This is a genomic window from Shinella zoogloeoides (assembly GCF_022682305.1).
In the GTDB taxonomy this organism is placed as follows: domain Bacteria; phylum Pseudomonadota; class Alphaproteobacteria; order Rhizobiales; family Rhizobiaceae; genus Shinella; species Shinella zoogloeoides_B.
This window is the reverse complement of the sequence record NZ_CP093528.1, coordinates 3,378,335-3,402,500: the sequence shown is the minus strand read 5'-3', so window position 1 is coordinate 3,402,500 and position 24,166 is coordinate 3,378,335. Positions and strand designations below refer to the sequence as shown.

Sequence of the window (24,166 nt, the reverse complement as noted above, 5' to 3'; positions counted from 1 at the left end):
TCGAATACATAGGGGTAAGAAGCGAACGCAGGGAACTGAAACATCTAAGTACCTGCAGGAAAGGACATCAACCGAGACTCCGCAAGTAGTGGCGAGCGAACGCGGACCAGGCCAGTGGCAATGCTGAATAAAGTGGAACGGAATGGAAAGTCCGGCCTTAGCGGGTGATAGCCCCGTACACGTAGAACAGGCATTGTCCTTGAGTAGGGCGGGACACGTGAAATCCTGTCTGAACATGGGGAGACCACTCTCCAAGCCTAAGTACTCGTGCATGACCGATAGCGAACAAGTACCGTGAGGGAAAGGTGAAAAGCACCCCGACAAGGGGAGTGAAATAGAACCTGAAACCGGTTGCCTACAAGCAGTCGGAGGCCGCAAGGCTGACGGCGTACCTTTTGTATAATGGGTCAACGACTTAGTGTAACTAGCAAGCTTAAGCCGGTAGGTGTAGGCGCAGCGAAAGCGAGTCTGAACAGGGCGTTCAGTTAGTTGCATTAGACCCGAAACCGAGTGATCTAGCCATGAGCAGGTTGAAGGTTGGGTAACACCAACTGGAGGACCGAACCCGCATCTGTTGCAATAGATTGGGATGACTTGTGGCTAGGGGTGAAAGGCCAATCAAACTCGGAGATAGCTGGTTCTCCGCGAAATCTATTTAGGTAGAGCGTCGACCGAATACCCTCGGGGGTAGAGCACTGGATGGGCTATGGGGACTCACCGTCTTACTGATCCTAACCAAACTCCGAATACCGAGGAGTACTAGTCGGCAGACACACGGCGGGTGCTAACGTCCGTCGTGAAAAGGGCAACAACCCTGACCTCCAGCTAAGGTCCCCAAGTCATGGCTAAGTGGGAAAGGATGTGAGACTCCCAAAACAACCAGGATGTTGGCTTAGAAGCAGCCATCATTTAAAGAAAGCGTAACAGCTCACTGGTCTAATTAAGGGGTTTTGCGCCGAAAATGTAACGGGGCTAAAGCCATGCACCGAAGCTGAGGATTGGACGCAAGTCCAGTGGTAGCGGAGCGTTCCGTAAGCCTGCGAAGGAGGACCCGTGAGGGCCTCTGGAGGTATCGGAAGTGCGAATGTTGACATGAGTAACGATAAAGGGAGTGAGAGACTCCCTCGCCGAAAGACCAAGGGTTCCTGCTTAAAGTTAATCTGAGCAGGGTTAGCCGGCCCCTAAGACGAGGCGGACACGCGTAGTCGATGGGAACCACGTTAATATTCGTGGGCCTGGTGGTAGTGACGGATTGCGTAACTTGTTCATCCTTATTGGATTGGGTGGGCAGGGAAGCGGTTCCAGGAAATAGCTCCACCGTATAGACCGTACCCGAAACCGACACAGGTGGTCAGGTAGAGCATACCAAGGCGCTTGAGAGAACTGCGTTGAAGGAACTCGGCAAATTGCACGCGTAACTTCGGAAGAAGCGTGACCCCAAGGCACGCAAGTGTTTTGGGGTGGCACAGACCAGGGGGTAGCGACTGTTTATCAAAAACACAGGGCTCTGCGAAGTCGCAAGACGACGTATAGGGTCTGACGCCTGCCCGGTGCTGGAAGGTTAAGAGGAGAGGTGCAAGCTTTGAATCGAAGCCCCAGTAAACGGCGGCCGTAACTATAACGGTCCTAAGGTAGCGAAATTCCTTGTCGGGTAAGTTCCGACCTGCACGAATGGCGTAACGACTTCCCCGCTGTCTCCAACGCAGACTCAGTGAAATTGAATTCCCCGTGAAGATGCGGGGTTCCTGCGGTTAGACGGAAAGACCCCGTGCACCTTTACTATAGCTTTACACTGGCATTCGTGTCGGCATGTGTAGGATAGGTGGTAGGCTTTGAAGCAGGGACGCCAGTTTCTGTGGAGCCATCCTTGAAATACCACCCTTATCGTCATGGATGTCTAACCGCGGTCCGTTATCCGGATCCGGGACCGTGTATGGTGGGTAGTTTGACTGGGGCGGTCGCCTCCGAAAGAGTAACGGAGGCGCGCGATGGTGGGCTCAGACCGGTCGGAAATCGGTCGTCGAGTGCAATGGCATAAGCCCGCCTGACTGCGAGACTGACAAGTCGAGCAGAGACGAAAGTCGGTCATAGTGATCCGGTGGTCCCGCGTGGAAGGGCCATCGCTCAACGGATAAAAGGTACGCCGGGGATAACAGGCTGATGACCCCCAAGAGTCCATATCGACGGGGTTGTTTGGCACCTCGATGTCGGCTCATCGCATCCTGGGGCTGGAGCAGGTCCCAAGGGTTTGGCTGTTCGCCAATTAAAGCGGTACGTGAGCTGGGTTCAGAACGTCGTGAGACAGTTCGGTCCCTATCTGCCGTGGGTGTAGGAATATTGACAGGATCTGTCCCTAGTACGAGAGGACCGGGATGGACATATCTCTGGTGGACCTGTTGTCCTGCCAAGGGCATAGCAGGGTAGCTATATATGGAATGGATAACCGCTGAAGGCATCTAAGCGGGAAACCAACCTGAAAACGAGTATTCCCTTGAGAGCCGTGGAAGACGACCACGTTGATAGGCCGGGTGTGGAAGCGCAGCAATGTGTGAAGCTTACCGGTACTAATAGCTCGATTGGCTTGATCGTTCTCATTGTTCATGCTCACCAGCCTCAAGAAGAGGCGGTGATGCCAGACGTGTTCACAAACAAAGACAAACGAGGAAGAAATCCTTCCTCTACCAGCTTCTCAATTGATTGCCCTTAGCCGACCTGGTGGTTATGGCGGGGTGGCCGCACCCGTTCCCATTCCGAACACGGCCGTGAAACGCCCCAGCGCCAATGGTACTTCGTCTTAAGACGCGGGAGAGTAGGTCGCTGCCAGGTCTGCTAAAGGCAATCAATCAATCTTTTCAAAACAATCCTCGGCCCAAGCCGATAACGGGCCGCCCTCAAAGCGGCCCTTTTGCATGCAAAACAAAAAACATAACGCGGGGTGGAGCAGCCCGGTAGCTCGTCAGGCTCATAACCTGAAGGCCGCAGGTTCAAATCCTGCCCCCGCAACCATCTTTACTTGCGATCCACCCCGCTCTCCGGCGGGGTTTTTCGGTTGTGCGGAAATCATAAGGATTCCAGCGAGATCGCCCTGAACGTCGATCTCCACCTTCCCATCCACCGGCGTCAGCACGATCTTGTCCACCAGCGAGCGCAGGATGTCCGCCGCCTCGATCCGCTTCTCTTCCTCTTCGTCCTGCAAGGCTTCGTAGAACTGCTGAACGCGCTTCCGGTACTGGAGCGCCATTGAGGGATGCAGCAGTGGAGGCGGCTCGTCGGCCTCGGCGAGGAACGTAACCAGCTCGGTCTTCCGAGCCTCCAGCCGCTTCATGTCTTCCACGATGGCCTCTATCGGTCCACCAGCCTTGATTGCGGTCAGCAGCTTCGCCAACTCGCGCTCGATCTTTCCGATCTCGGCTTCGGCCGATGCGATGCCGGCGCGGCCTTCCATGCGCAGACGGTTCATCTCCTGCGTGAACACCTCGCAGAAGCGGGCGAACATCTCGGGATCGACCAATCGAGTGCGAAGGGCGTTCAGCACGCGGGCTTCCAACTCGTCGCGGCGAATGTTGACTCGATTGTCGCAGGTGCCCTTGTTGCGCGCTGTCGAACAACCGATCAGCTTCTGAGAGATGGCGGAGTAGCCGCCTCCGCAGCAGGCACATTTGGTCAAACCCGAGAACAGGTATTTGGGGCGGCGACGGTAGTTCATCTTGCTGACGTCGGCGATGCCGCTCTCATCCCGTTCGGTCCGCATTTCGCCTTGGCGGGCTTTCACGACGTTCCAGAGGTCGTCATCGAGGATGCGCAACTCCGGCGCCTCCTGGATCACCCATTCCTCTTCCGGGTTGGGCCGAGCCTGCCGCTTGCCGGTATCCGGGTCTTTGACGAAGCGCTGGCGATTCCAGACGATCTTGCCGACATACATCTCGTTGTTAAGGATGCCGTTCCCGCGTTTCGGATTGCCGTTGATGGTGCTGAAACCCCAATGCCCACCCGAAGGGGCGGGAATACCATCCTTGTTCAGGGCAAAGGCGATGGTCTTGGCCGATTTGCCAGCCGCATAGTCACGGAAGATGCGGCGCACGACATTGGCCTGCGCTTCGTTGATGGTGCGGTCACCCCGGATTGGCTCACCGTTGGCATCGAATTTCTTCACCACATCGTAGCCGTAGGAATTGCCGCCGCCGGACTTGCCGGCCTCGACGCGGCCGCGTTGCCCTCGGCGGGTCTTGTCGGCCAAATCCTTCAGGAACAGCGCATTCATCGTGCCCTTGAGCCCGACATGCAACTCGCTGATCTCACCCTCCGACAGGGTGAACATCTTCACGTCGGCATAGCGCATGCGCTTGTAGATGCCGGCGATGTCTTCCTGGTCACGGCTGATCCGGTCCAGTGCCTCGGCCAGGATCATGTCGAACCGGCCTCGCGCGGAATCCATGATCAGCGCCTGGATGCCGGGACGCTGGATCATGCTGGAGCCTGAGATGGCGTGATCGGAATATTCCTCGACGACCGTCCAGCCTTCCTTTTCCGCCCGCAGGCGGCACATGCGGAACTGGTCGGCGATGGACGCCTCGCGCTGGTTGTCGGACGAATAGCGGGCGTAAATCGCGACCTTCAATGCACTTCTCCCCGAAGCATCAGGAGGGGCGCTTCCTCCGCCGCTTCATCATCTGAACTTCCTCGGCGTAGCACTCCCGCGCCGCCTGACGAGCCAGGAAATCGACCAGACGCAGAAGACGTGGATCGGGATCGCCCCGCGATGTGAACGTCAGCTCCGGCTCTTCCAGCAACAGAGATTCGAGCAGCGCTTCGCGCTCGCTTCCAGTCATCTTGGATTTGTTTCCGGGGGCTCGCAAGGTCATAACTTGCAGCATCCCCGGCGTTTCTGACGTAAGCAACTGAAATCAAAGCCGTATAATTGGCGGCGGCCGGGGCGACAACGGCGGCGTTGTCGCGCTCGGGCGAAGCATGGCGTGCCACAGCATATGGAAAATACTGGCGGGAACGCGCAGTATTCTTCTGCACAAATGGCCTGTGGTGCGAGTCTCGTGGCATCGCTGACATCCCTTGTTTACAAGGCCGACATCGGCTATATGTCAGGATATATAACACGGAGGCCAGCCATGAGCAATGCCGCACAGAAGAGAGCGATCGAGAATTACCGGACACGCCTGACGCAGCGTGGCTTCAAGCGCTTCGAGGTTCTGGCGCTGGAAGCCGACCGTGAGCTGATCCGGTCGCTTGCCCGGCATCTGGCCGAGGAGGGGCCGGAAGCGGAAGAAGCCCGGCAGACCATCAAGGCTCTGGTTGCCGGCGAGCCGCCGAAATCTGGGGACATCCTGTCGGCCCTGCGCCGCTCGCCTCTGGTCGGCGCCGATCTCGACCTGTCGCGGCCGCGCGAGGAAGGGCGCCGGGTCGACCTGTGACGCGCTACCTCCTCGATACGAACATCCTCAGCAACATCGTCAAGCCGCAGCCGTCGGAATCGCTACTGGCGTGGTGGGCGGAGCAACGCGACGAAAACCTGTTCGTCGCCTCGTTGACCATCGCAGAAATTCGGCGTGGCGTTCTCGAAAAGCCACGCGGCAAGAAGCGCGATGCTCTCGATGCCTGGTTTTCGGGACCGGAGGGGCCGCAAGAGTTGTTCGCCGGCCGCATTCTCTCGTTCGATGACAAAGCGGGCCTGATCTGGGCGCGATTAATGGCGGACGGCAAGGCCGCTGGCCGCCCGCGCAGCGCTCTCGACATGATCATCGCTTCTGTCGCAGGTGCAAACGACTGTATTGTGGTTACGGACAACGAGAAGGACTTTGCCGGGCTGGAGTTCGTCAATCCGCTGCGTCCGGTGGAATGATCCCCGGCAGACCGGGATCAAGAACGGGTTCGTCCCATTTGCGTGCGACGCCGAGCCAGCGGTCCACGAACGCCTGAAACTCGGGCTCTCCGAAGCGGAGCTGGAACGTATAGAGGCGATTGACAGTCCTCCCATCGCTGCAGCATAAGCCCCGACATACTTTTTGGCGCGGTATGCGTAGATCTCGATCGCGAGTTGGGCCTCGGGGTCGCCCTTAGCCGCCCTGTCTTCAATGTCGCGCATGTCGGACGAGCCTGCCAGCCCCTTCAGCCCGCTCTCGTAATAGAGCGCATCCTCGATCTCCTGCACCGAAAGCTGAAGTTCGCGCGACAGAAAGCCAAACGCGCCTGGGTCCACGTCACCGGAGCGGGTACCCATCACCAGCCCCTCGAGCGGCGTCATGCCCATCGAACTGTCCATGCTGTGCCCGCGGTTGACGGCGCAGATGCTGGCGCCGTTGCCGAGATGAATGCTCACCAGTTGGAGGTCGGAAAACGGCCGGCCGATCTCTTGGGCCGCCCTCTCGGCCACATATTTGTGAGAGGTACCATGAAACCCGTAGCGGCGCAGACCGGCATCCCGCCACCTTGCCGGCACCGCATAGGTGTTTGCGAAGGCTGGGTTGTCGAGGTGGAAGGCCGTGTCGAACACGGCCACTTGGCTTATGTCCGGCCATAGGCCGCGGCAGAGCCTGACTGCTTCCAAGTTCGCCGGGTTGTGCAAAGGAGCCAGCGGTGTCAGGGCTTCGATGGCCTCGACTGTCTCGTCGTCTAACAGTGTCGGCGAGGTAAACCTTGCGCCGCCATGGACGATCCTGTGCCCGACAGCGTCGATTGCGTCGAGCCCGAAACGCTTCAGCGCGGCCGGAACCACTTTCAGCGCTTCGCTGGGACTATCGAATTCGACCGCACCCCGCTCGTCGGTTTCTCCATGCCGAAAACGGCATTCGCATCCTCCGGCCCGAAAGCGCTCATAAGAACCCTTGAACACTTCGTGTGTTTCAGTCGTCACGCTGAAGATGCCGAACTTGAGGCTGGAACTGCCGGCGTTAAAAACAAGTACCTGCATAGTTGCCCTGTCATTTAGTGGTTAGGTTTGCCAAAGGTTAGTTCGATCCAACTTCGCCATATCGCGATACTGGACGTAGCGAATGCCTGTCGACTCGCCAGCACAGTCGTCGCGCACCACTATCGTGGCCATCGGATCTTTACCGCAACTGTCGAAATGGCAACCCAGATGCCGAGCCGCAGGACCATCGCCGCCATCGTGCGGCTCTCGTAGGCCCCGCCGCGCCAGACGTGCCAAAGGAAGAAAACGAAGACCACGGCCGTTGCCGCCGCGATACCGATGGACAGGGCAGGCGCCCAGGCCGTGCCGCGCCATAGTCCGATCCCTGCCAGCAGATAGGCGAAGCCCGCCACGAAATTGAACCACAGCACGAAGGGAACCACCGCTCCCATATCAGCGCCGCCGAAGAGCGCGCGGCCGCCCGAAATGACGGTAGCCAGGCCAAACACGATCGCCACAACTGCGGAGATAGAATGGGAAAGTGGCCTTGCGGTCATGGTGTCCTCCGGTGTCACGCGTCGGCCAGCCTGCCGTCGCGCAGGTGGACCAGGCGGTCGAAACGGTCAAAAATCTTCTCGTCATGGGTGACGGTGACGATGCAGGCTTCCTGCTCGACGGCAAGCTTGCGCAGAAGGTCCATCACCAGTCCGGCCCGCTTGCCGTCGAGCGCGGCGGTCGGTTCGTCGGCCAGGATGATGCGGGGACGGTTGGCCAGCGCCCGCGCAATGGCCACTCGCTGCGCCTCGCCACCCGACAGGAGCGCTGGCTTGGCCGCGGCGCGGTGGTCGACCTCGAGATAACCGAGCAGATCGCCGGCACGCGCGCGACCCTTCTCAACCGACCAGCCGGCGAGGTCGAGGACCACGGCGACGTTCTCCTCCGCAGTCAGGAAAGGCAAAAGGTTATGGGTCTGGAAGATGAAGCCGATCTTGTCGAGCCTGAGCCTCCTCAGGTCGCGCCGCAGCCATTGCCCGTCGAACACCGTCTCGCCGTCCAGCGTCACCTTGCCCGCCGATGGCGCCAGGATGCAGCCGATGACGTTGAGCAGCGTGGTCTTGCCCGAGCCGGAGGGGCCAAGAAGAGCGATCACCTCGCCGGCGCGAACCTGAAGGTCGACGTCGCGCAGCGCATCGACACGGGTTTCGCCGTCCCCAAAATGCTTGGCCACACCCTTCACGTCGATCAGGATTTCGCCGTCCGTCATGTCAGCTCCCCAGAGCCGTGGCCGGATCGACCTTCATTGCCGCCCGTACGCCAAGACCCGAGGCGGCGATGCAGACGGCGAAGATGATCCCGGCCAGCACCATCACGTTGAACGGCTCCAGCACCACCCGGCGTGGGAAATAGTCCTTCACCGTCAGGATCAGCACGAGCCCGATCCCCCAGCCTGAAGCGCCGAGGATCAGCGCCTGCTGCACGATCAGCCCGATGATGGTGCGGTCGGGCGCGCCGATCAGCTTCAGTGTAGCGATCTGCTTCAGCTTCTCCATCGTCATCGTGTAGATGATGAGCGCGATCACCACCGCTGAAACACTGAGCAGGATGCCGAGAAACAGGCCGATTTGCCGCCGCGCCAGATCGACCACCGAGGAGACCAGAATGTCCTCTTGCTCGGCTTGCGTCAGGGCCGCCAGATGTTTCCACTGCCGCACGGTCGCGGTCAGCAATTCGACATCCGCGCCCGGCGCTAACCGTGCGATCACGGCCGCGACCGAAGCGGACTTGACCGAAACGGTACCCCGCGCCGCCTGAACGCGCTGCGCTGCCGGGTCAAGCTCTGTCTGTAGCGCCATCGCGTCCGCCAGCGTGATATAGACCGCCGGATCGCCGCCCGCGTTCATTGCCCCTTCGACCAGCCCGACCACGATGAAGCGGTTGCGTCCGAGACGGATCGTCTCGCCGGTCAGAAGACCAGTCTTGCGGTCTGCCACCAGTTCGAAATGGCTTGTGCCGATGCCGCGCCCCTCGGCGATGCGCTGCGGGCCGCCGGGATGTCCCGGTTCGTAGCCGATGACGTAGAGCCGCAGCGAAGCGCCGGCATGGGCAGCCTCGATGTTCTGGAAATTGATCGCGCCGGCCTCAGTCACGCCGGGCATCCGCGCCACGGCGTCGCGCGTGGTCAGCGGGATGTTCGAGGCTTCGGCGAACGGCCCTTTAGTGCCGCTCTCGACCACCCAGACATCTGCTGCCGGCGCCTTCACCACCGCCAGCGCATCGGCGACAAGGCCGTTATAGATGCCGATCATCGACAGCACGACTGTCATCAAGAGCCCCAGCCCGAAACAGGTGAGGACGAAGCGGAACAGTCCGTGGCGTATATCCTTGAGGGCAAGGTTCATGGCGTGGTCCTGGTCCGCGCCCGCCGCCCCTCGGTCGCGCCTTGCGGTATCCGGGCGACGATGGCGGCATCGTCCGGCAGGCTGCCCGTGACTTCGACCCGGCCCCGATCGTCGCGCGCGCCGAAGGACAGTTCGACCTGCTCCAGCCGTCCGTCCCGCACCAGCCAGACCCGGCCGCGATGCCCGTCGAAACCGGTGATCGCCACCTCCGGCACCATCAGCGCACTGTTGCGGTTGCCGGTGGTGATGCGCACCTCGGCCTGCTCGCCGAGATACAGCGGCTGGGGGCAGTCTGTGCAGGTCAGCCAGATTCGGCGTTCCTCATTCACCCGGTCGCTTTCAAGCCCGATGCGGGCGATGGTGCCCTGGAATTCAGCCTGCGGCCGCGAGCGCAGCCGGATCGTGCCGGGCTGGCCAAGCGCAAGCTGGCCGGCGCGCTCCTCATCGACATAGGCCTGTATCCACACCGTTTCGGGAGCAATCAGGGTGAAAATCGGGTCGCCGGCCCGCACCACCGTTCCTGCTTCGGCATGGCGCGTGACGATCACCGCGTCATAGGGTGCGGCCAGCCGATGACGCGCGAGAAGGACCTTCTCCTGTTGCAGGGCCGCCGCCGCATCCGCGCCCTGAGCACGGATCACCGCCACATCCGCCTCGGCGACCGCAAGATCGGCACGGGCCACATCTTCGTCGCGCTGCGCTTCCTCGGCGCGCTGGATCGAGGTCACATCGCGCCGCGCCAATCCCTGCTGACGCTGATTTGCCGTCTGGCGCTGCGCCAGTACGCTGCGGGCACGCGCCACCGTGGCCTCGGCGCGGGCGAGGGCGGCGACATTGGCCGCGACAGCAGCGCGGGCGCGGGCGGTACGCGCCTCCTGCTCGGCCGGATCGAGGGTCGCCAGTTCCTGCCCCCTGACTACCCGGTCCCCGACGTCGCCGGCCAGCCCGGTCAGGGCAGCCCCAACCTCGAACCCGACCCGGCTGAGGATCCGTGCCTCGACCGAGCCGAGGCCGTAGATGCGCAGGGCCACATCCTGCTCGGGCTGCACCACGCTGACCGTGAGCGGCCGCTCGGTGAGGAACAGCACACCCCCGCCCAGCACCAGAACCACTGCCACCGCACCGAACATCCACCGACGCCGCATGGCCTAATCCTCGTTCACGGTCAAAAGCCGAAGTTGCACGTCAAGGAGCCGCATTCCCTCCCCGATCAGCGAGAAGTTGCGCGCCCCGAGCGACCAGCGGATCGCCATGCCCTGCACCAGCGATGTCAGCAGCACGGCGGCATCCTCCGGAGCGACTTCGCGGCGCAGGCGGCCGGCGTCCTGACCGCGAGCCAGTTCGGCCACAATCAGCGCCTGAAACCTCATCAGCAGGCCTCGAAAGGCCGCGCGCAAATCCTCATTGCCAACATTCAGCTCGCGCGAGAACAGCAGCATCGGCAGCGCCGGTGTGGAAACAATCTGCCCCAGTTGCGCGGCCATCAGCGCCTTGATCCGGTCGATGGGGCCATCAGTCCCAGCCAGGGCCCGTTCCCATTCCATGGCCAGTTCCCCGGCCACTTGATCCGCCACGGCAAGCCACAGCGTGTCCTTGGTCGGGAAATGCCGGAACAAGGCGGCCTGGCTGACGCCTACGGCCGCTGCGGTAGCACCTGTCGTCACCCGGTCCGGCCCGATCCGGTCGGCCAGGTCGAGGACGGCCGCGACGATTTCGGCCTTGCGCAATTCCGCGGATTTTCGCATAAAGTACCTAGTAAGTGAGCAATCACATACTTAAGTGGAGCAATGATCGTGGTCAAGCTTTTCTGACGGAGCAAAGCGAACGCGCGGTGTTGCCGGCAAGATGGCGACAAGCTGCCGGCAATGGGAGCAGGCTCGGAAGGGGTGATCCTTCATGGATGCACAGAACCAGAACTGGGACGATCTGCGCTTCTTTCTCGCTGTGGCCCGGGCGGGCACGCTGTCTGGCGCAGCGCGCAGCCTTGGCGTAACGCACTCGACCGTGTTTCGCCGTCTCAGCGCCTTCGAGGAACGTCTGGGCGTTCGGCTCTTCGAGCGGTTGCCGGACGGCTATGCGCTGACGGGCGCCGGAGAGGCCATGCAGGAGACCGCCATCCGGATCGACGAGGAAATTATCGCCCTGTCGCGTCAGGTGACCGGACAGGACCAGCGCCTGAGCGGGCTTATCCGCATCACAGCCATCGATATGCTGGCGATCGGGTTATTGCCACCGCATCTGGCGGCCTTCCATGCAGCGCAGCCAGGGATCGAATTGGAAGTGATCGTTTCGGACACTCCCCTGGACCTGACCCGACGCGAGGCCGATGTCGCACTGCGCATCGGCAACACGCCGCAGGAAACATTGGTCGGCCGGCGTGTCGGCCGGCTGGCCTTCGGGGTCTATGCCTCGGCAGAACGCGCCGCTCAGGGGCTTGATGACGATCTTGCCGGCAGCGACTGGATCGGCTTCGGCCGGTCACATGGAGCGATCGGTCATCAGTTGGCGGGTTGGCTGCCGAAAATGCGGCCAATCTATCGCACCAACTCGATCTCGGCCGCGATTGCCGCGGCAAGGGCCGGAATCGGCCTTGCGCCGCTGCCCTGCGCCGTAGCCGACCGTACCCCCGATCTTGTCCGGATCGCCCTGTTTCCGCAAGATTTCCGGCTCGATCTGTGGCTGCTGACCCATGAGGACCTGCGCAACACCGCCCGTATCCGTGCATTCATGGATTTCATAGCTGATGCGCTCGCCACCGACGCCGACCTTCTGGAGGGCCGTCGTCCGCAGGCTGGTCTTCCCCGGACAACCACGGCATGAGTCATCCGTTATCTCTCTTGCGGGGTGCGGTCCTGTGGACACCGCTTGCGATGCTGATGGAAGACGAGGCGCGCGCTTCGGCAGTCACCGGTCTGTTCCATTGCCCCATTACAGGGACAATGATCGCATGCGCCCTTTCAGGGCGTCTGGTGAGTCCCGGAAATCGCGAGCATCACGGAGAGATCATGCCCGCCAATGACACGCTGAATGCCGTGGCCCAAAGCCGACGACAAGGAACCCCCGGCGAGGTTCTGGCCGCCTTCCTGAAACTGGGCCTGACCTCCTTCGGTGGACCGATCGCGCATCTGGGCTATTTCCGCGAGGAATTCGTTGCCCGGCGCGGCTGGATCGACGATCGTGGCTACGCCGACCTGGTCGCGCTGTGCCAGTTCCTTCCTGGGCCAGCATCCAGCCAGGTCGGCTTCGCTCTGGGTCTGCAGCGTGCCGGGCCGGCGGGTGCGCTGGCCGCTTGGCTTGGTTTTACCTTGCCTTCCGCCCTGCTGTTGATGCTGTTCGCGCTCGGAGCGGGGGCGTTTTCAGGCCCGCTCGGCATCGGGGTGCTGCACGGGTTGAAACTGGTCGCGGTGGCCATCGTGGCGCAGGCGGTCTGCGGGATGGCGCGCACGCTTTGTCCCGACCGCTCACGCCAGACGATCGCGCTCGCCGCCGTATTGATGGCGGTGCTGATCGGGGGAGCCACGGGTCAGCTGGGTGCAATCCTGCTCGGTGGGCTCGCCGGGCTCTGGCTTTGCCGGGACACGGCGGGAGCGCCGGGTGAAGCGCTGCATTTCCCGGTTTCGCGGCAGGCGGGAACAATCGCGCTGGCCCTGTTCTTCATCCTGATCTTCGGCCTGCCGCTAGCTGTGATGCTATTTCCCGCGCAGGGCCTGGCGGTGATCGACGCCTTCTATCGCGCTGGTGCGCTGGTATTTGGCGGCGGCCATGTGGTCTTGCCTTTGCTGGAAGCCGAAGTGGTTCGCCCGGGCTGGGTCACGCCCGATGCGTTCCTGGCCGGCTATGGCGCGGCCCAGGCGGTGCCGGGGCCGCTCTTCACCTTCGCCGGCTATCTCGGCATGCTGCTCGAACCCGGCCCGAACGGGATCGCCGGCGCGACGCTTGCCCTTTTTGCGATCTTCCTGCCGGGCTTCCTGCTGCTTGTCGGCGCGCTGCCGTTCTGGAACACGCTGCGCGCACGCTCCGGCGTGCGGGCGCCGATGGCAGGGGCCAATGCCGCGGTGGTCGGCATTCTGGGCGCCGCGCTCTACGATCCGCTCTGGACCAGCTCGGTCGGTTCGCCCCGTGACTTTGCGCTGGCGCTGACCTGCTTCGTGGCCCTGATGAGCTGGAAATTCCCGCCATCGCTCGTGGTGTTGATTGCGGCTGCCGGCGGCGCGATCCTGGAGGTAAGCTCGATGTCGTAATGGAAAAAGAATAGCGACCAGGAGCCTGATCGACCGGGAATGTAACGCCAGCCCATCCGGCGCATCATCGCCGGTCTCCCCAGCCACTGCCGCCGTCGCGGCACAGCCAGGAACACAAATTGCAAATCGACCTTTCTTCCGACCGCTTCATGACAGCATTGACCGGCATCACGCTTGCCGGGATGGCGCTTGCGACTGTCGATGCCTTCTTGATCCCCGGTCTTTGGGGACCGGTCGGTCTCGTGCTGGTCTATCTGGCCGGTGGTGTGCCGACCGGGGTCCGGGCCCTGATGTCGCTCTGGCGCGAGCGGATTCTCGACATCGATCTTCTGATGATCGTGGCCGCCCTTGCCGCCGCCGCGGTGGGTGCTGCGCTCGAAGGGGCGGTGCTGCTGACGCTGTTCAGCCTCTCGACCACGTTGGAGCAGCGGGCGATGGGCCGGGCACGCCATGCCGTCGAGGCGCTGATGGCGCTGCGTCCCGACACCGCGCTCAGGCGCGCTCCTGACGGCACCATCACGGAAGTTTCGGTGGGCGATCTCGTGGCCGGCGACCTGGTGGTGCTGCGCCCCGGTGCGCGTGTGCCGGCCGATGGCGAGGTGGCGGAAGGGGAAGGCTCGCTCGATGAGGCGACGATCACCGGCGAATCGATGCCGGTCGGCAAAAGTCGCGGTGCTAAGGTGTTTGAGGCCACGGTGAACCTCAACGCCGTGCTGGTGGTGCGCGTCACCCGCCCGGTCGCGGAAAGCACCGTGGCGCGAATGATCGAACTGGTGACCGAGGCTCAGGCCGCGCGCGCTCCTTCCGAACGGTTCAGCGCCTGGTTCGGCCAGCGCTATACCATCGCGGTGCTGGCCGGCGCGATAATGGCTCTCGTTATATTCCTCGCACTCGGCTGGACAATGCAGGATGCGCTTTATCGCGCCGCGACGCTGCTGGTCGCGGCCAGCCCCTGCGCGGTGGTGATATCGGTCCCGGCCGCGATCCTCTCGGCATTGGCGGCGGCCGCGCGCGGCGGCGTGCTGTTCAAGGGTGGCGCGGCGCTGGAGACGCTGGCAGATGTCGATATCTTCGCCTTCGACAAGACCGGTACGCTGACCACAGGCAAGGCCGAGGTGACGCAGGTGATGGCGTCGGAATCGGGAGCACAGGCCGAAGAGCGGTTCCTGTCATTGATCGCCGGTCTCGAGGCGCATTCCGAACATCCAATTGCCGATGCGATCCGCCGCCACATCGACGAAAAAGGCATAATCGCCGCCGAGGTGCGCGATGTGGAAACCGTGCCCAGTGAGGGGATTACGGGGGAGGATGCCGTGGGCTCGCTCTGGGCCGGCAATCCGCGCATGGCCGCGCGCATGGGCGCATCGCTCGACGCACCCGAATTTGCGCAGCTGACGGACGGCAGCCAGACCGTGGTGTGGCTGGGGCGGGGAGATCGGGTCTATGGTGCGCTCACCGTCGCCGACCGCCCGCGCGAGACCTCGGCCGCCGGACTGGCTGCGCTCAGGACGGCTGGGGTGGGCACTATCGCCATGATGACCGGCGACCGGCGCCCTGTCGGCTTGCGGATCGCCGCGGAACTCGGACTGGAGGCAAAGGATGTCCATGCCGATCTTCTGCCTGAAGACAAGGTCCGGCTGGTGGGCGAACTGGCGAAGAATGGAAAGGTGGCCTTTGTCGGCGACGGGGTGAACGACGCCGCCGCGCTGGCGCGGGCCGATGTCGGCATCGCCATGGGCGCAGCGGGCAGCGACGTCGCCTTGCAGGCAGCCGATGTCGCGCTGTTGTCGGAGGACATGGCCCGCCTTGCCGCCGCGCATCGGTTGGCGCGCCGTACCCGACGGATCATTCGTCAGAATCTGATTTTCGCCATCGGCATGATGCTGCTTCTGGTCGCCTCGAGCCTGTTCTTCGCCCTGCCTCTGCCGCTCGCGGTCGTCGGACACGAAGGCGGCACGGTGCTGGTGGTGCTGAACGGCCTCAGGCTGCTCGCCGACCCGATCCGGGCGCGCAGTGCGACCTCACTGCGACGCCAATCCAACGCCGGCCCTGTAGAGCCTTCATACCAGTCAGGGGTTTGACCGGATGACGGCAATCCCGCCCGAAACCCGCGTAGATGAGGAAACCGATCGATCTTCAGCAGGTGTCGATTGCCGGTCAAGAACCTGTAGTGCGAATGGCGACCGAAGGCGGCGATGACCATGCCAAGCAACAAGAGAACAATTCTCTCCGACAAAACGCGGTTCTTCCAGACGGAACCATTCCGCTGGAGAGAAAAATTCTCACAAGGCCGTTTCCCGGTGCGGGCGCTTCTGAACGTTCGCGATTTGGCAGGCGGCTTTATCGATAGACGATACCGCCATCGGTCAGGATCGACTGTCCCGTGATGTAGTCGGAATCGGCGCCCGCGAGGAAGGCGACCAACGCTGCCACGTCCTCCGGTGTCTGCGCGCGGCCCAAAGCGATGCCCTCGACGTATTTCTTGTAGGTTTCGCCCTTCGGCGTTCCGGTGATCTCGGAAAAGCGCTCGTCGATCTCCACCCACATGTCGGTGCCGACGATGCCGGGGCAGTAGGCGTTCACCGTGATGCCCGCGCTGGCATATTCCTTGGCGGCGGCTTGCGTCAGCGCACGCACGGCGAACTTGGTTGCCGAATAGACGCCGAGCATGGCGAAGCCGTCATGTCCGGCAATCGAGCAGGCATTGATGATCTTGCCCTTCTGACCTCGATCCTTGAATTTCTGCGAAGCCGCCTGGATGCCCCAGAGCACGCCGTCGACATTGATCCGGAAGATCAGGTCCATGTCCTCGGGCGTGACGTCGGCGATCGGCTTGACCTGGGCGATGCCGGCATTGTTGACCATGACGTCGAACCCGCCGAGTTGCTTTTCCGCATGGTCGATAGCGGCGTAGACGTCGTCGCGCTTGCTGACATCGGCGATGACGGTGGTGGCCTTGCGTCCGAGCGCTTCGACTTCCTTGCGAACGGAGTCGAGCTTGTCAGCCTTGACATCGGCCAGCGCGAGGTCGGCGCCTTCCTTTGCAAGCCGCAGCGCAATGCCGCGTCCGATCCCCTGGCCAGCGCCGGTTACCAAAATGACTTTGCCATTCAACGACATGATTTTCTCCTACAGAAAGTTGGCCAATCCTGTGCAGCCAGGATGTTCCCTTTCGGGCAATACAGCCGGAGCAGAACCGACTACACTCGATGATTCCGGTCCATTTAAAGGCCGTGGCCCGGAAATGATGCGACGGCGCCGAAACTGGCAGTAAGGCCACCTCAAGGGGCCTCCCTCAAAAGCAACAGTAATTGTTCGATCCCGCAAGAGTATGACATGATCCCGAATAGATGGTCGAGTGGCATATTTTCATCGTGCGGTGAGTCGCTGTTGCAGAAGGATACGTAGTTGATGACGGAAGCGGAGCGCTACGACGCTGTCGTGATCGGCAGTGGCGAGGGCGGCAAATACCTCGCCTGGGATATGGCGCAAGCCGGCCAGAAGGTAGCCGTCATGGAGCGGCGCTGGATCGGCGGTTCGTGTCCCAACATCAACTGCCTGCCCAGCAAGAACGAGATCTGGAGCGCGGGTGTCGCTCATACCGTTGCCCATGCCGGGGAGTATGGCGTTGTCGCCGGCCCCGTCTCGGTCGACATGAAGACGGTTGTGGCGCGCAAGCGCGCCATGGTCGAGAGCCTCGTGGCGTTTCATCTCGAGCGCTACGAGGCGACCGGCGCGGAACTCGTCATGGGCAATGCACGCCTCGTCGCGCCTGGGACGATTCAAGTTGCCTTGAACGACGGCGGGATGCGGCGGCTCGCCACTGAAAAGCTGTTCCTCAATCTTGGGACGCATGCAACCATTCCGCCTGTTCCCGGCCTCGCCGAGACCAGGCCGCTCACTCATATCGAGGCGCTCGAACTGGACCGGTTGCCGGCACATCTGATTGTTCTCGGCGGAGGCTATGTCGGCCTTGAACTTGCCCAGGCGTATCGACGTTTCGGCAGTCGCGTCACAGTTGTGGACCGTGGCCCGCGGCTGCTGAAGCGCGAGGATGAGGATGTTTCCGACGAGGTCCGACTGATCCTGGAGGCGGAGGGCGTCGAGGTGCTTTTGTCGGCTGAAGTTGCGAACGTGGAGGGCCGATCAGCCGGAAGCGTGCGCGTCACCGTTCGGACGCCGGATGGTTCGAGAATGATCGAAGGCACAGACATTCTGGTTGCAGCCGGCCGCACGCCCAACACGCGAGGCATCGGCCTTGAAGAGGCAGGGGTTGCGCTGACGGATCCCGGCACCATCAAGGTGAACGATCGCCTGGAGACGACCGCAAAGGACGTTTGGGCCATCGGCGAATGCGCGGGAAGTCCGCAATTCACCCACGCTTCGCTAGATGATTTCCGAATAATCCGGGACAATCTCGACGGTGGAGACAGAACGACCACCGGGCGGCTGATGCCCTATTGCATGTTCATCGACCCGCCGCTGGCCCGCATCGGCATGAGCGAGGCGCAAGCGCGGGCCAATGGAATGGATTTGCGCGTCGTCAAACTGCCGATGAAGGCGGTGCTGCGGACACGGACGACATCGCAGACCGCGGGCTTCATGAAGGCGCTGGTCGATCCGCAGGATCGGATCGCAGGCTTTACCATGATCGGCTCGGAGGCCGGGGAAGTGATGGCCGTGGTGCAGGCGGCCATGCTTGGCGGTCTGTCCTACAGTGTCCTGCGCGATGCGGTTCTTGCGCACCCGACAATGGCCGAGGGGCTGAACGCGCTATTTGGCAACGTAGCGAAACGATGAGTTTTCCAAGTTCCATTGAGGCGGCGGGTTAGAGAATGAACGGACACGATGAGCATCGGCACCATTCGCATGATCATGACCATTCGGGTCATGCGCATCTTGTGACGGACCCGGTCTGCGGGATGGAGGTCGACCCGCAAACCGCAGAACATCGCCTGACCCATGGGGGCCACACTCACTATTTCTGCTCGGCGTCCTGCAATGCGAAATTCGAGGCGGACCCGGCGCGATATCTTGCAGGGGAAGCGTCGCCCATACCGGAAGCGCCCGAGGGCGCGATCTGGACCTGCCCGATGCATCCCGAGATCCGGCAGGACGGGCCGGGAAGCTGCCCGATCTGCGGCATGGCGCTGGAGCCGCTGGTGGTGACGGCCGACAGCGGCCCCAGCCCCGAACTCGCCGACATGACACGGCGTTTCTGGATCGGGCTGGTTCTCGCCGCTCCGGTCTTCGTGCTCGAAATGGGCGGTCATCTTTTCCCGGCCCTGCACCATCTGGTGCCAATGCGGATATCGATCTGGATTCAGCTCGTTCTGGCGACGCCGGTGGTTTTGTGGTGCGGATGGCCGTTTTTCGAGCGCGCCTGGGCCTCGCTGATCAATCGCAGCCTCAACATGTTCACTTTGATCGCCATGGGCACCGGCGTCGCCTGGGCCTACAGCATCGTCGCCGCCCTTGCGCCGGGAATTTTCCCCGCCGCTTTCCGCGCGGAAGATGGCACGGTCGCGGTCTATTTCGAGGCGGCGGCGGTCATCACCGTTCTGGTGCTGCTTGGCCAAGTGCTGGAACTGCGCGCCCGCGAACAGACCTCGGGCGCGATCAGGGCGCTGCTTGATCTGGCGCCGAAGACGGCGCGGCGCATCGGCGATGACGGCACAGAGGAAGACGTGCCGGTCGAGCACGTTATTCTCGGCGACAGGCTGCGCGTGCGGCCCGGCGAGACCGTGCCGGTCGATGGCGTGGTGGAGGACGGACGCTCATCGCTCGACGAGGCGATGGTTACCGGCGAATCCATGCCTGTCACCCGCACTGTGGGCGATCAGGTCATCGGCGGTACGCTGAACCAGACCGGGGCGCTGGTGATCCGTGCGGAAAAGGTCGGCCGCGATACGATGCTGTCGCGGATCGTCCAGATGGTCGCCGATGCGCAGCGTTCGCGTGCGCCGATCCAGCGCATGGCCGACCACGTCTCGGGCTGGTTCGTACCGCTGGTCATCGTCATCGCAATTCTCGCCTTCATTGTCTGGGGCATCTGGGGGCCGGAGCCGCGCTTTGCCTATGGGCTGGTCGTGGCCGTTTCGGTGCTGATCATCGCGTGTCCCTGCGCACTTGGGCTGGCGACGCCAATGTCGATCATGGTTGGCGTCGGCAAGGGCGCTAGTGCCGGCGTCCTGATCAAGAACGCCGAGGCGCTCGAGCATATGGAAAAGGTCGACACGCTGGTGGTCGACAAGACCGGCACGCTCACCGAGGGCAAGCCGTCGGTGACGGCGGTCGTTGCGGCGGCCGGCTTCGACGAAACGGAAATCCTGCGGCTTGCCGCCGGTGTCGAGAAGGCGTCGGAACATCCGCTGGCATTGGCGATCGTGGAGGCGGCGGAGAAGAAGGGCATCGCCATCCCGCCCGTAGTGGATTTCGACTCTCCGCTTGGCAAGGGCGCGCTCGGCAGCGTCGAAGGCAAGGCGATCGTGGTCGGCAATGCGGTGTTCCTCAAGGAACACGACGTCGACGTTGCGGAATTGTCCGGCCAGGCAGATGCGTTGCGTCATGATGGCGCCACCGCGATCTATATCGGGATCGATGGCAGGGCCGGCGGCATCTTCGCCATCGCCGATCCGGTCAAGGCGACGACGCAGGAGGCGCTGAACGCGCTGCATGGCGAGGGCATCCGCATCGTCATGCTGACCGGCGACAATAAAACCACGGCCGAAGCCGTCGCGCGGCAACTCGGCATCGATGAGGTTGAAGCGGACGTGCTGCCGGACGCAAAGAGCGCGGTCATAAGCCGGCTCAAGGCAGAAGGCCGGGTGGTGGCGATGGCGGGCGACGGCGTCAACGACGCGCCCGCGCTTGCCGCCGCCGATGTCGGGATCGCCATGGGCTCGGGCACCGATGTCGCCATCGAAAGCGCCGGCGTCACCCTGCTCAAGGGCGATCTGATGGGGATCGTCAAGGCGCGGCGGTTATCCGAGGCGACGATGGCGAACATCCGCCAGAACCTGTTCTTCGCCTTCATCTACAATGCCGCCGGCATCCCGGTTGCCGCAGGCGTGCTCTACCCTTCTTTCGGCCTGCTCCTGTCACCGATCATCGCAGCAGCCGCCATGTCGCTGTCGTCGGTCAGCGTCATCGCCAACGCGCTGCGGTTGCGGGGTCTGAAACTGTGACTGAAACGCTGACGCGACTGACGCCCTGGCGTCAGTCGTAGGCGAGGGCGTCAGTCGCGCCAGTAATTGTTGGCGGCCGCCACCGTCTGGAAATGGATGGCGATCACCTGTGAGGAGGCGATCAGTTGCGCGGTGTCCTGATCGTAAGCCGCGCGCAGCTTGTCGCGAATTTCTGCGGACGGTTGGGTGACCTTGACGCCGACCCGCGCCATTTTGGTGGCAAGGTCGAACCCCTCCTGCGGGGTCGCTGTCTTGAGTGAGGGAAGCCAGATGTCAGCCATGTTTTTTCCTTCCAGAGAATATGAATACGCAACAACCGTAATCTACCCGAGCAGCCGACGAAAGCATCAACCCGCGATGCGCTTCGCCTCCAGGCGTCACGCCTGAAACGCCCTTTCGTGCGGGAAATCCCTTCCGGCGATGTAAGCTTCTTCCGCCGGCGTCGATTCTCGGCCGAGGACGTTATTGCGGTGCGGATGACGGTCGAAAGCGGCGATGACCTTGCGTACGTCGCCAGCCTGATCCACCAGCGACTGGTATATCGGTTGAAGGGAAGCGGACGCTTCCGCCGCTATCTCTTCGCGAAGCCTGATGAGCAGGTCGATGCGCGCGAGGTGATCCGGGCCTTCGCAATGGCCAAGGGGCTGACTGTAGACGATTCTGAACCAGGGCATGTCCAGCGATGCGTAGTGGCCGTTCGAAAACCCCTCCATCGCCAGCGACAGCGCGGCAGGGTCCTGCGCGAATGCGCGCTGTGTGTTGCGCCAGAGCGAGCGCGAGAACTGGTCGAGCACGATGATTAGCGCCAGCCTGCCTTCGGGGTCGCTGGTCCAGTCGTCGAGATCGCCTGAAGCTGCGCTTCTCGTGAGGTCGGCGAAGCGCTCGACGATCATGTCATCCGCTCCGCCGTGCAGCCGCCACGACCAGTGATCGCGGTGAGTTTCAGCCTTTATCTGTGAGGAGCGGCCTTCGGGAAACCAGAAGTCGAAAACGTCGTTCCATGGGGCGGTCCTGGCATTCATGTCGATCCTTTCCGACAAATGCGAGCGATGAGACAGGGTTGACGTCGCAAAAACAACAGACTCCGCATCGCTGCGGGGTCTGCGAGGAGGCTTCAGCCTCGCGCGGCCACAGTTGCGGGCCGGGCGGTGGCGACCTTTGAGGCCCTCCCGCCGGGTGCGGTCGTCTTCGGCATGCGCAGAAGGCGCATGCCGTTGGCGATGACGATCAGCACCGAAAGTTGGTGGACCAGCATGCCGCCGGCCATATGGACATTGCCGGAGAACACGCCCGCCAGCAGTCCGGCCACCGTCACCAGTGCGATGACGAGGTTCTGGCGCATATTGCCCAGCGTTGCGCGCGAGATCGCCATCGCCTCGGGGATCTTGCCGAGATCGTCTTTCAGGAGCGCGATGTCGGCGGTCTCGATGGCGACGTCGCTGCCGGCGGCGCCCATGGCGATCGAGGTGTCGGCGGCGGCAAGAGCGGGGGCATCGTTGATGCCGTCGCCGACCATGGCGACATGCGCGCCATCCGCCTTCATCTTCCGGATCAGTTCCAGCTTGTCCTCGGGCATCAGCCCGGCATGGACCTCGTCGATACCGACCTCGCGGGCGATGGCTTCGGCTGCGCCATGCTGGTCGCCGGTCAGCATGACCACACGGCCTATGCCGATGTTACGCAGCCGGGTGATGGCTTCCGCCGCGCCTTCACGGGCCATGTCGGACATGCCCAGCATCCCGATCAACTGCCCGTCACGCGCCACCAGGATCGGCGTCTGGCCATTGGACAGCAGACGGTCCAGAGCGGCTTCGCCCTCCTGGCCCAGCGCAATGCCGAGCGTGTCCATGAGGCGCCGGTTGCCGGCGGCGATGATGCGGCCGTCGATGCGGGCGCTCAGGCCCATGCCGGCATGTTCCTCCAGCGATTCGAGCGTGGAAAGCGGCCCCTGCTCGCGGCCGGCCTCGACGATCGGACGGCCGAGCGGATGGGTCGATCCGGTCTCGGCGGTCGCAGCCAGATGCAGCAACTCGGCCTCGGCAATGCCGCCGAGCGCGACGATAGAGGCGAGCTGCGGCTTGCCTTCCGTCAGCGTGCCGGTCTTGTCGAGCGCCAGCGTATCGATGCGGCCCGCACTTTCCAGATGCTGGCCGCCCTTGATCAGGATGCCGCTGCGCGCCGCCCGGCCGATGCCGGCGACGATGGAGACCGGCGTCGAGATGACCAGCGCGCCGGGGCAACCGACGACCAGCAGCGTCAGCGCCAGGCGGATGTCCTGCGTCACCGCGAAGGCGGCGACCGCGAGCCCGATGATCGACGGCGTATACCATTGCGCAAAGCGCTCGATCATGCGCTGGCTCGGGGCCTTTTCCTCCTGCGCTTCCTCGACGCGCTGAATAATGCGGGCAAGGGTGGTGTCGGCGCCGACATTGGTGGCGCGGATGCGCAGCAACCCGTTCTCGGCGATCGTTCCTGCATGGACGTGGCTGCCAGGCGCTTTCTCGGCCGGCATCGGCTCACCGGTAATCGCCGCCTCGCTGACGGCGGCGGTGCCTTCGGTTACTTCACCATCCACCGGGATGCGTTGACCGGCCCTGACCAGCACGGTCTCGCCAAGCTGGACCATATGCGCCGGCACCTCGACGGGATCGCCGTCGCGCAGCACGGTCGCGGTGGCGGGCGCGGCATCAAGCAATGCCTTCAGCGCGCCACGGGTCTGCCCCATGGTGCGCGCCTCCAGCCAGCCGCCGAACATGAACAGGAAGGTGACGGCCGCCGACTCCCAGACTTCGCCAATAATGAGCGCGCCGACCGCCGCGACGGTGACGAGCAATTCGATGCTGAAATGCTTTACACGCAGCGAGCGCCAGGCACGGATCGCGATGTCGGAGCCGGCAAGAAATGCGGCCGCGACCATCAGCGCGGTCCATGCCTCGACCATGCCGAAGCCGTAGCGCGCCAGAAGACCGGCCGCGATCAACCCGCCGCTGCCGACCGTCAGCCAGAAACGCCGCCGTGCCGGATGCACGAAGGCGCTCTTGATCCTGCTGACAAGATTGCTCATCTCCTCGCTCCTTTCATCTTCATCCATGTCGGAAAAGCGTGCCTGCCGCGCCGGCACGCGGCGCGGCGAAAAAGGCGGAGTGCCGATCAAAAGGCGGCAGGCCGCGCCTCGTAGCCGGTTCCACGCACTGCCTCGACCAGCGCTTCAACGCTCGATTGCGCGGGGTCGTGCTCGACCTCGATCTTGCCGGTGTTGAAGCGCACCTCGGCCTTTGCCACACCGGGAAGGGCGTTGAGCGCCTTCTCGATCTTGGGTACGCAGGAGGGGCAGGAAAGCTCATCGCTGCGAAGGATGGTTTTCTGGGTCATGATCGGGTTCCTTTCGATAGTGGGGAAGGGGTGTCCCCTGCCTCATTGATCTAAGGGTTTGACCCCGCATTGCGATTGGTGAAACCGGCAAGCCAGGCTTGCATG

Annotated in this window: 20 protein-coding genes, 1 tRNA gene, 2 rRNA genes and 2 pseudogenes (1 of these 25 only partly in view); 12 read left to right on the top strand and 13 right to left on the bottom strand. The window is 62.9% G+C overall.

Going from position 1 to position 24,166, the window contains the following annotated elements; translation table 11 throughout:
• The 4 genes from MOE34_RS16940 to MOE34_RS25515 all read left to right on the top strand — a co-directional run.
• Positions 1-2,589: ribosomal RNA gene (locus MOE34_RS16940) — 23S ribosomal RNA — on the top strand (it extends 295 nt beyond the left edge of the window).
• 122 nt (positions 2,590-2,711) lie between these two features.
• A 5S ribosomal RNA gene (gene rrf / locus MOE34_RS16935) occupies positions 2,712-2,826 on the top strand.
• Between the two features lie 103 nt (positions 2,827-2,929).
• Positions 2,930-3,006: transfer RNA gene (locus tag MOE34_RS16930), tRNA-Met, on the top strand.
• Between the two features lie 43 nt (positions 3,007-3,049).
• Entirely contained in the window at positions 3,050-3,244 is a 195-nt protein-coding gene (locus tag MOE34_RS25515; protein WP_324256106.1) for a hypothetical protein, read from the top strand.
• 333 nt (positions 3,245-3,577) lie between these two features.
• Here MOE34_RS25515 and MOE34_RS25510 read toward each other — a convergent pair.
• A pseudogene (locus MOE34_RS25510) lies at positions 3,578-4,618 on the bottom strand (recombinase family protein); the annotation flags it as partial.
• 19 nt (positions 4,619-4,637) lie between these two features.
• Positions 4,638-4,829: a hypothetical protein gene (locus tag MOE34_RS16920; protein WP_229342097.1), complete on the bottom strand. Its 192-nt coding sequence runs from the start codon at positions 4,827-4,829 to the stop codon at positions 4,638-4,640.
• A 294-nt stretch (positions 4,830-5,123) separates the two neighbouring features.
• On the opposite strand from MOE34_RS16920, the gene MOE34_RS16915 reads away from it, so the two are divergent.
• Complete coding sequence (locus MOE34_RS16915) at positions 5,124-5,426, top strand: hypothetical protein (RefSeq protein WP_009450601.1); 303 nt, start codon at positions 5,124-5,126, stop codon at positions 5,424-5,426.
• A complete protein-coding gene (locus MOE34_RS16910) occupies positions 5,423-5,854 on the top strand; it encodes a PIN domain-containing protein (RefSeq protein ID WP_009450599.1) in 432 nt (143 codons plus the stop codon). Before MOE34_RS16915 ends, MOE34_RS16910 begins: the two co-directional genes overlap by 4 nt.
• A 186-nt stretch (positions 5,855-6,040) precedes the next feature.
• On the opposite strand, the pseudogene MOE34_RS16905 reads toward MOE34_RS16910, so the two are convergent.
• The 6 genes and pseudogenes from MOE34_RS16905 to MOE34_RS16880 form a co-directional block, all read right to left on the bottom strand.
• Positions 6,041-6,922, bottom strand: a pseudogene (locus tag MOE34_RS16905) (acetate/propionate family kinase); the annotation flags it as partial.
• Between the two features lie 119 nt (positions 6,923-7,041).
• Positions 7,042-7,419, bottom strand: coding sequence for a hypothetical protein (locus MOE34_RS16900; protein ID WP_009450595.1), 378 nt, complete (start codon positions 7,417-7,419; stop codon positions 7,042-7,044).
• A gap of 14 nt (positions 7,420-7,433) precedes the next feature.
• The gene (locus MOE34_RS16895) at positions 7,434-8,126 is read right to left on the bottom strand and encodes an ABC transporter ATP-binding protein (protein WP_009450594.1); all 693 of its coding nucleotides are present in this window, start codon (positions 8,124-8,126) and stop codon (positions 7,434-7,436) included.
• Between the two features lies 1 nt (position 8,127).
• Positions 8,128-9,261, bottom strand: coding sequence for an ABC transporter permease (locus MOE34_RS16890; protein WP_009450593.1), 1,134 nt, complete (start codon positions 9,259-9,261; stop codon positions 8,128-8,130).
• Positions 9,258-10,391, bottom strand: a complete 1,134-nt coding sequence (locus MOE34_RS16885) for an efflux RND transporter periplasmic adaptor subunit (protein WP_009450592.1) — start codon at positions 10,389-10,391, stop codon at positions 9,258-9,260. Before MOE34_RS16885 ends, MOE34_RS16890 begins: the two co-directional genes overlap by 4 nt.
• 18 nt (positions 10,392-10,409) lie before the next feature.
• Positions 10,410-10,988: a TetR/AcrR family transcriptional regulator gene (locus MOE34_RS16880; RefSeq protein ID WP_009450590.1), complete on the bottom strand. Its 579-nt coding sequence runs from the start codon at positions 10,986-10,988 to the stop codon at positions 10,410-10,412.
• 169 nt (positions 10,989-11,157) lie between these two features.
• Here MOE34_RS16880 and MOE34_RS16875 point away from each other — a divergent pair, with 169 nt between their 5' ends.
• From MOE34_RS16875 to MOE34_RS16860, 4 genes are all read left to right on the top strand, one after another.
• Positions 11,158-12,081 carry a LysR family transcriptional regulator gene (locus MOE34_RS16875; protein WP_242218648.1) on the top strand — a complete coding sequence of 308 codons (924 nt, stop codon included), beginning with the start codon at positions 11,158-11,160 and terminating at the stop codon, positions 12,079-12,081.
• A gap of 185 nt (positions 12,082-12,266) precedes the next feature.
• A complete protein-coding gene (chrA, locus tag MOE34_RS16870) occupies positions 12,267-13,502 on the top strand; it encodes a chromate efflux transporter (protein ID WP_234189750.1) in 1,236 nt (411 codons plus the stop codon).
• 119 nt (positions 13,503-13,621) lie between these two features.
• Positions 13,622-15,583 carry a heavy metal translocating P-type ATPase gene (locus tag MOE34_RS16865; protein ID WP_242218646.1) on the top strand — a complete coding sequence of 654 codons (1,962 nt, stop codon included), beginning with the start codon at positions 13,622-13,624 and terminating at the stop codon, positions 15,581-15,583.
• Positions 15,584-15,618: 35 nt separating this feature from the next.
• The gene (locus tag MOE34_RS16860; protein WP_242218644.1) at positions 15,619-15,852 is read left to right on the top strand and encodes a hypothetical protein; all 234 of its coding nucleotides are present in this window, start codon (positions 15,619-15,621) and stop codon (positions 15,850-15,852) included.
• Here the strand turns inward: MOE34_RS16860 and MOE34_RS16855 are convergent.
• Positions 15,843-16,622 (bottom strand): acetoin reductase, encoded by a 780-nt coding sequence (locus MOE34_RS16855; RefSeq protein WP_242218642.1) that lies wholly within the window; start codon positions 16,620-16,622, stop codon positions 15,843-15,845. The two genes, MOE34_RS16860 and MOE34_RS16855, sit on opposite strands and share 10 nt — an antisense overlap.
• 291 nt (positions 16,623-16,913) lie before the next feature.
• Here MOE34_RS16855 and MOE34_RS16850 point away from each other — a divergent pair, with 291 nt between their 5' ends.
• A complete protein-coding gene (locus MOE34_RS16850) occupies positions 16,914-18,302 on the top strand; it encodes a mercuric reductase (RefSeq protein WP_009450584.1) in 1,389 nt (462 codons plus the stop codon).
• 35 nt (positions 18,303-18,337) lie between these two features.
• The gene (locus MOE34_RS16845) at positions 18,338-20,689 is read left to right on the top strand and encodes a heavy metal translocating P-type ATPase (protein WP_081581943.1); all 2,352 of its coding nucleotides are present in this window, start codon (positions 18,338-18,340) and stop codon (positions 20,687-20,689) included.
• A 50-nt stretch (positions 20,690-20,739) separates the two neighbouring features.
• Here the strand turns inward: MOE34_RS16845 and MOE34_RS16840 are convergent, their stop codons facing one another.
• The 4 genes from MOE34_RS16840 to MOE34_RS16825 form a co-directional block, all read right to left on the bottom strand.
• Positions 20,740-20,970 carry a hexameric tyrosine-coordinated heme protein gene (locus MOE34_RS16840; protein WP_009450582.1) on the bottom strand — a complete coding sequence of 77 codons (231 nt, stop codon included), beginning with the start codon at positions 20,968-20,970 and terminating at the stop codon, positions 20,740-20,742.
• Between the two features lie 96 nt (positions 20,971-21,066).
• The gene (locus tag MOE34_RS16835; RefSeq protein WP_009450581.1) at positions 21,067-21,711 is read right to left on the bottom strand and encodes a DUF924 family protein; all 645 of its coding nucleotides are present in this window, start codon (positions 21,709-21,711) and stop codon (positions 21,067-21,069) included.
• 92 nt (positions 21,712-21,803) lie between these two features.
• Positions 21,804-23,753, bottom strand: a complete 1,950-nt coding sequence (locus MOE34_RS16830) for a heavy metal translocating P-type ATPase (protein WP_242218640.1) — start codon at positions 23,751-23,753, stop codon at positions 21,804-21,806.
• A gap of 86 nt (positions 23,754-23,839) precedes the next feature.
• Positions 23,840-24,061, bottom strand: a complete 222-nt coding sequence (locus tag MOE34_RS16825) for a heavy-metal-associated domain-containing protein (protein WP_009450579.1) — start codon at positions 24,059-24,061, stop codon at positions 23,840-23,842.
• Between the last annotated feature and the right edge of the window lie 105 nt (positions 24,062-24,166).

Bases quoted from the DNA above. Each gene is read 5' to 3' on its own strand.
- MOE34_RS16915 (WP_009450601.1), top strand. From the start codon at position 5,124: ATGAGCAATGCCGCACAGAAGAGAGCGATCGAGAATTACCGGACACGC.
- MOE34_RS16900 (WP_009450595.1), bottom strand. From the start codon at position 7,419: ATGACCGCAAGGCCACTTTCCCATTCTATCTCCGCAGTTGTGGCGATC.
- chrA (WP_234189750.1), top strand. From the start codon at position 12,267: ATGCCCGCCAATGACACGCTGAATGCCGTGGCCCAAAGCCGACGACAA.
- MOE34_RS16875 (WP_242218648.1), top strand. From the start codon at position 11,158: ATGGATGCACAGAACCAGAACTGGGACGATCTGCGCTTCTTTCTCGCT.
- MOE34_RS16855 (WP_242218642.1), bottom strand. From the start codon at position 16,622: ATGTCGTTGAATGGCAAAGTCATTTTGGTAACCGGCGCTGGCCAGGGG.
- MOE34_RS16860 (WP_242218644.1), top strand. From the start codon at position 15,619: ATGAGGAAACCGATCGATCTTCAGCAGGTGTCGATTGCCGGTCAAGAA.
- MOE34_RS16920 (WP_229342097.1), bottom strand. From the start codon at position 4,829: ATGACTGGAAGCGAGCGCGAAGCGCTGCTCGAATCTCTGTTGCTGGAA.
- MOE34_RS16845 (WP_081581943.1), top strand. From the start codon at position 18,338: ATGAACGGACACGATGAGCATCGGCACCATTCGCATGATCATGACCAT.
- MOE34_RS16840 (WP_009450582.1), bottom strand. From the start codon at position 20,970: ATGGCTGACATCTGGCTTCCCTCACTCAAGACAGCGACCCCGCAGGAG.
- MOE34_RS16830 (WP_242218640.1), bottom strand. From the start codon at position 23,753: ATGAGCAATCTTGTCAGCAGGATCAAGAGCGCCTTCGTGCATCCGGCA.
- MOE34_RS16825 (WP_009450579.1), bottom strand. From the start codon at position 24,061: ATGACCCAGAAAACCATCCTTCGCAGCGATGAGCTTTCCTGCCCCTCC.
- MOE34_RS16890 (WP_009450593.1), bottom strand. From the start codon at position 9,261: ATGAACCTTGCCCTCAAGGATATACGCCACGGACTGTTCCGCTTCGTC.
- MOE34_RS16850 (WP_009450584.1), top strand. From the start codon at position 16,914: ATGACGGAAGCGGAGCGCTACGACGCTGTCGTGATCGGCAGTGGCGAG.
- MOE34_RS16885 (WP_009450592.1), bottom strand. From the start codon at position 10,391: ATGTTCGGTGCGGTGGCAGTGGTTCTGGTGCTGGGCGGGGGTGTGCTG.
- MOE34_RS16835 (WP_009450581.1), bottom strand. From the start codon at position 21,711: ATGAATGCCAGGACCGCCCCATGGAACGACGTTTTCGACTTCTGGTTT.
- MOE34_RS16895 (WP_009450594.1), bottom strand. From the start codon at position 8,126: ATGACGGACGGCGAAATCCTGATCGACGTGAAGGGTGTGGCCAAGCAT.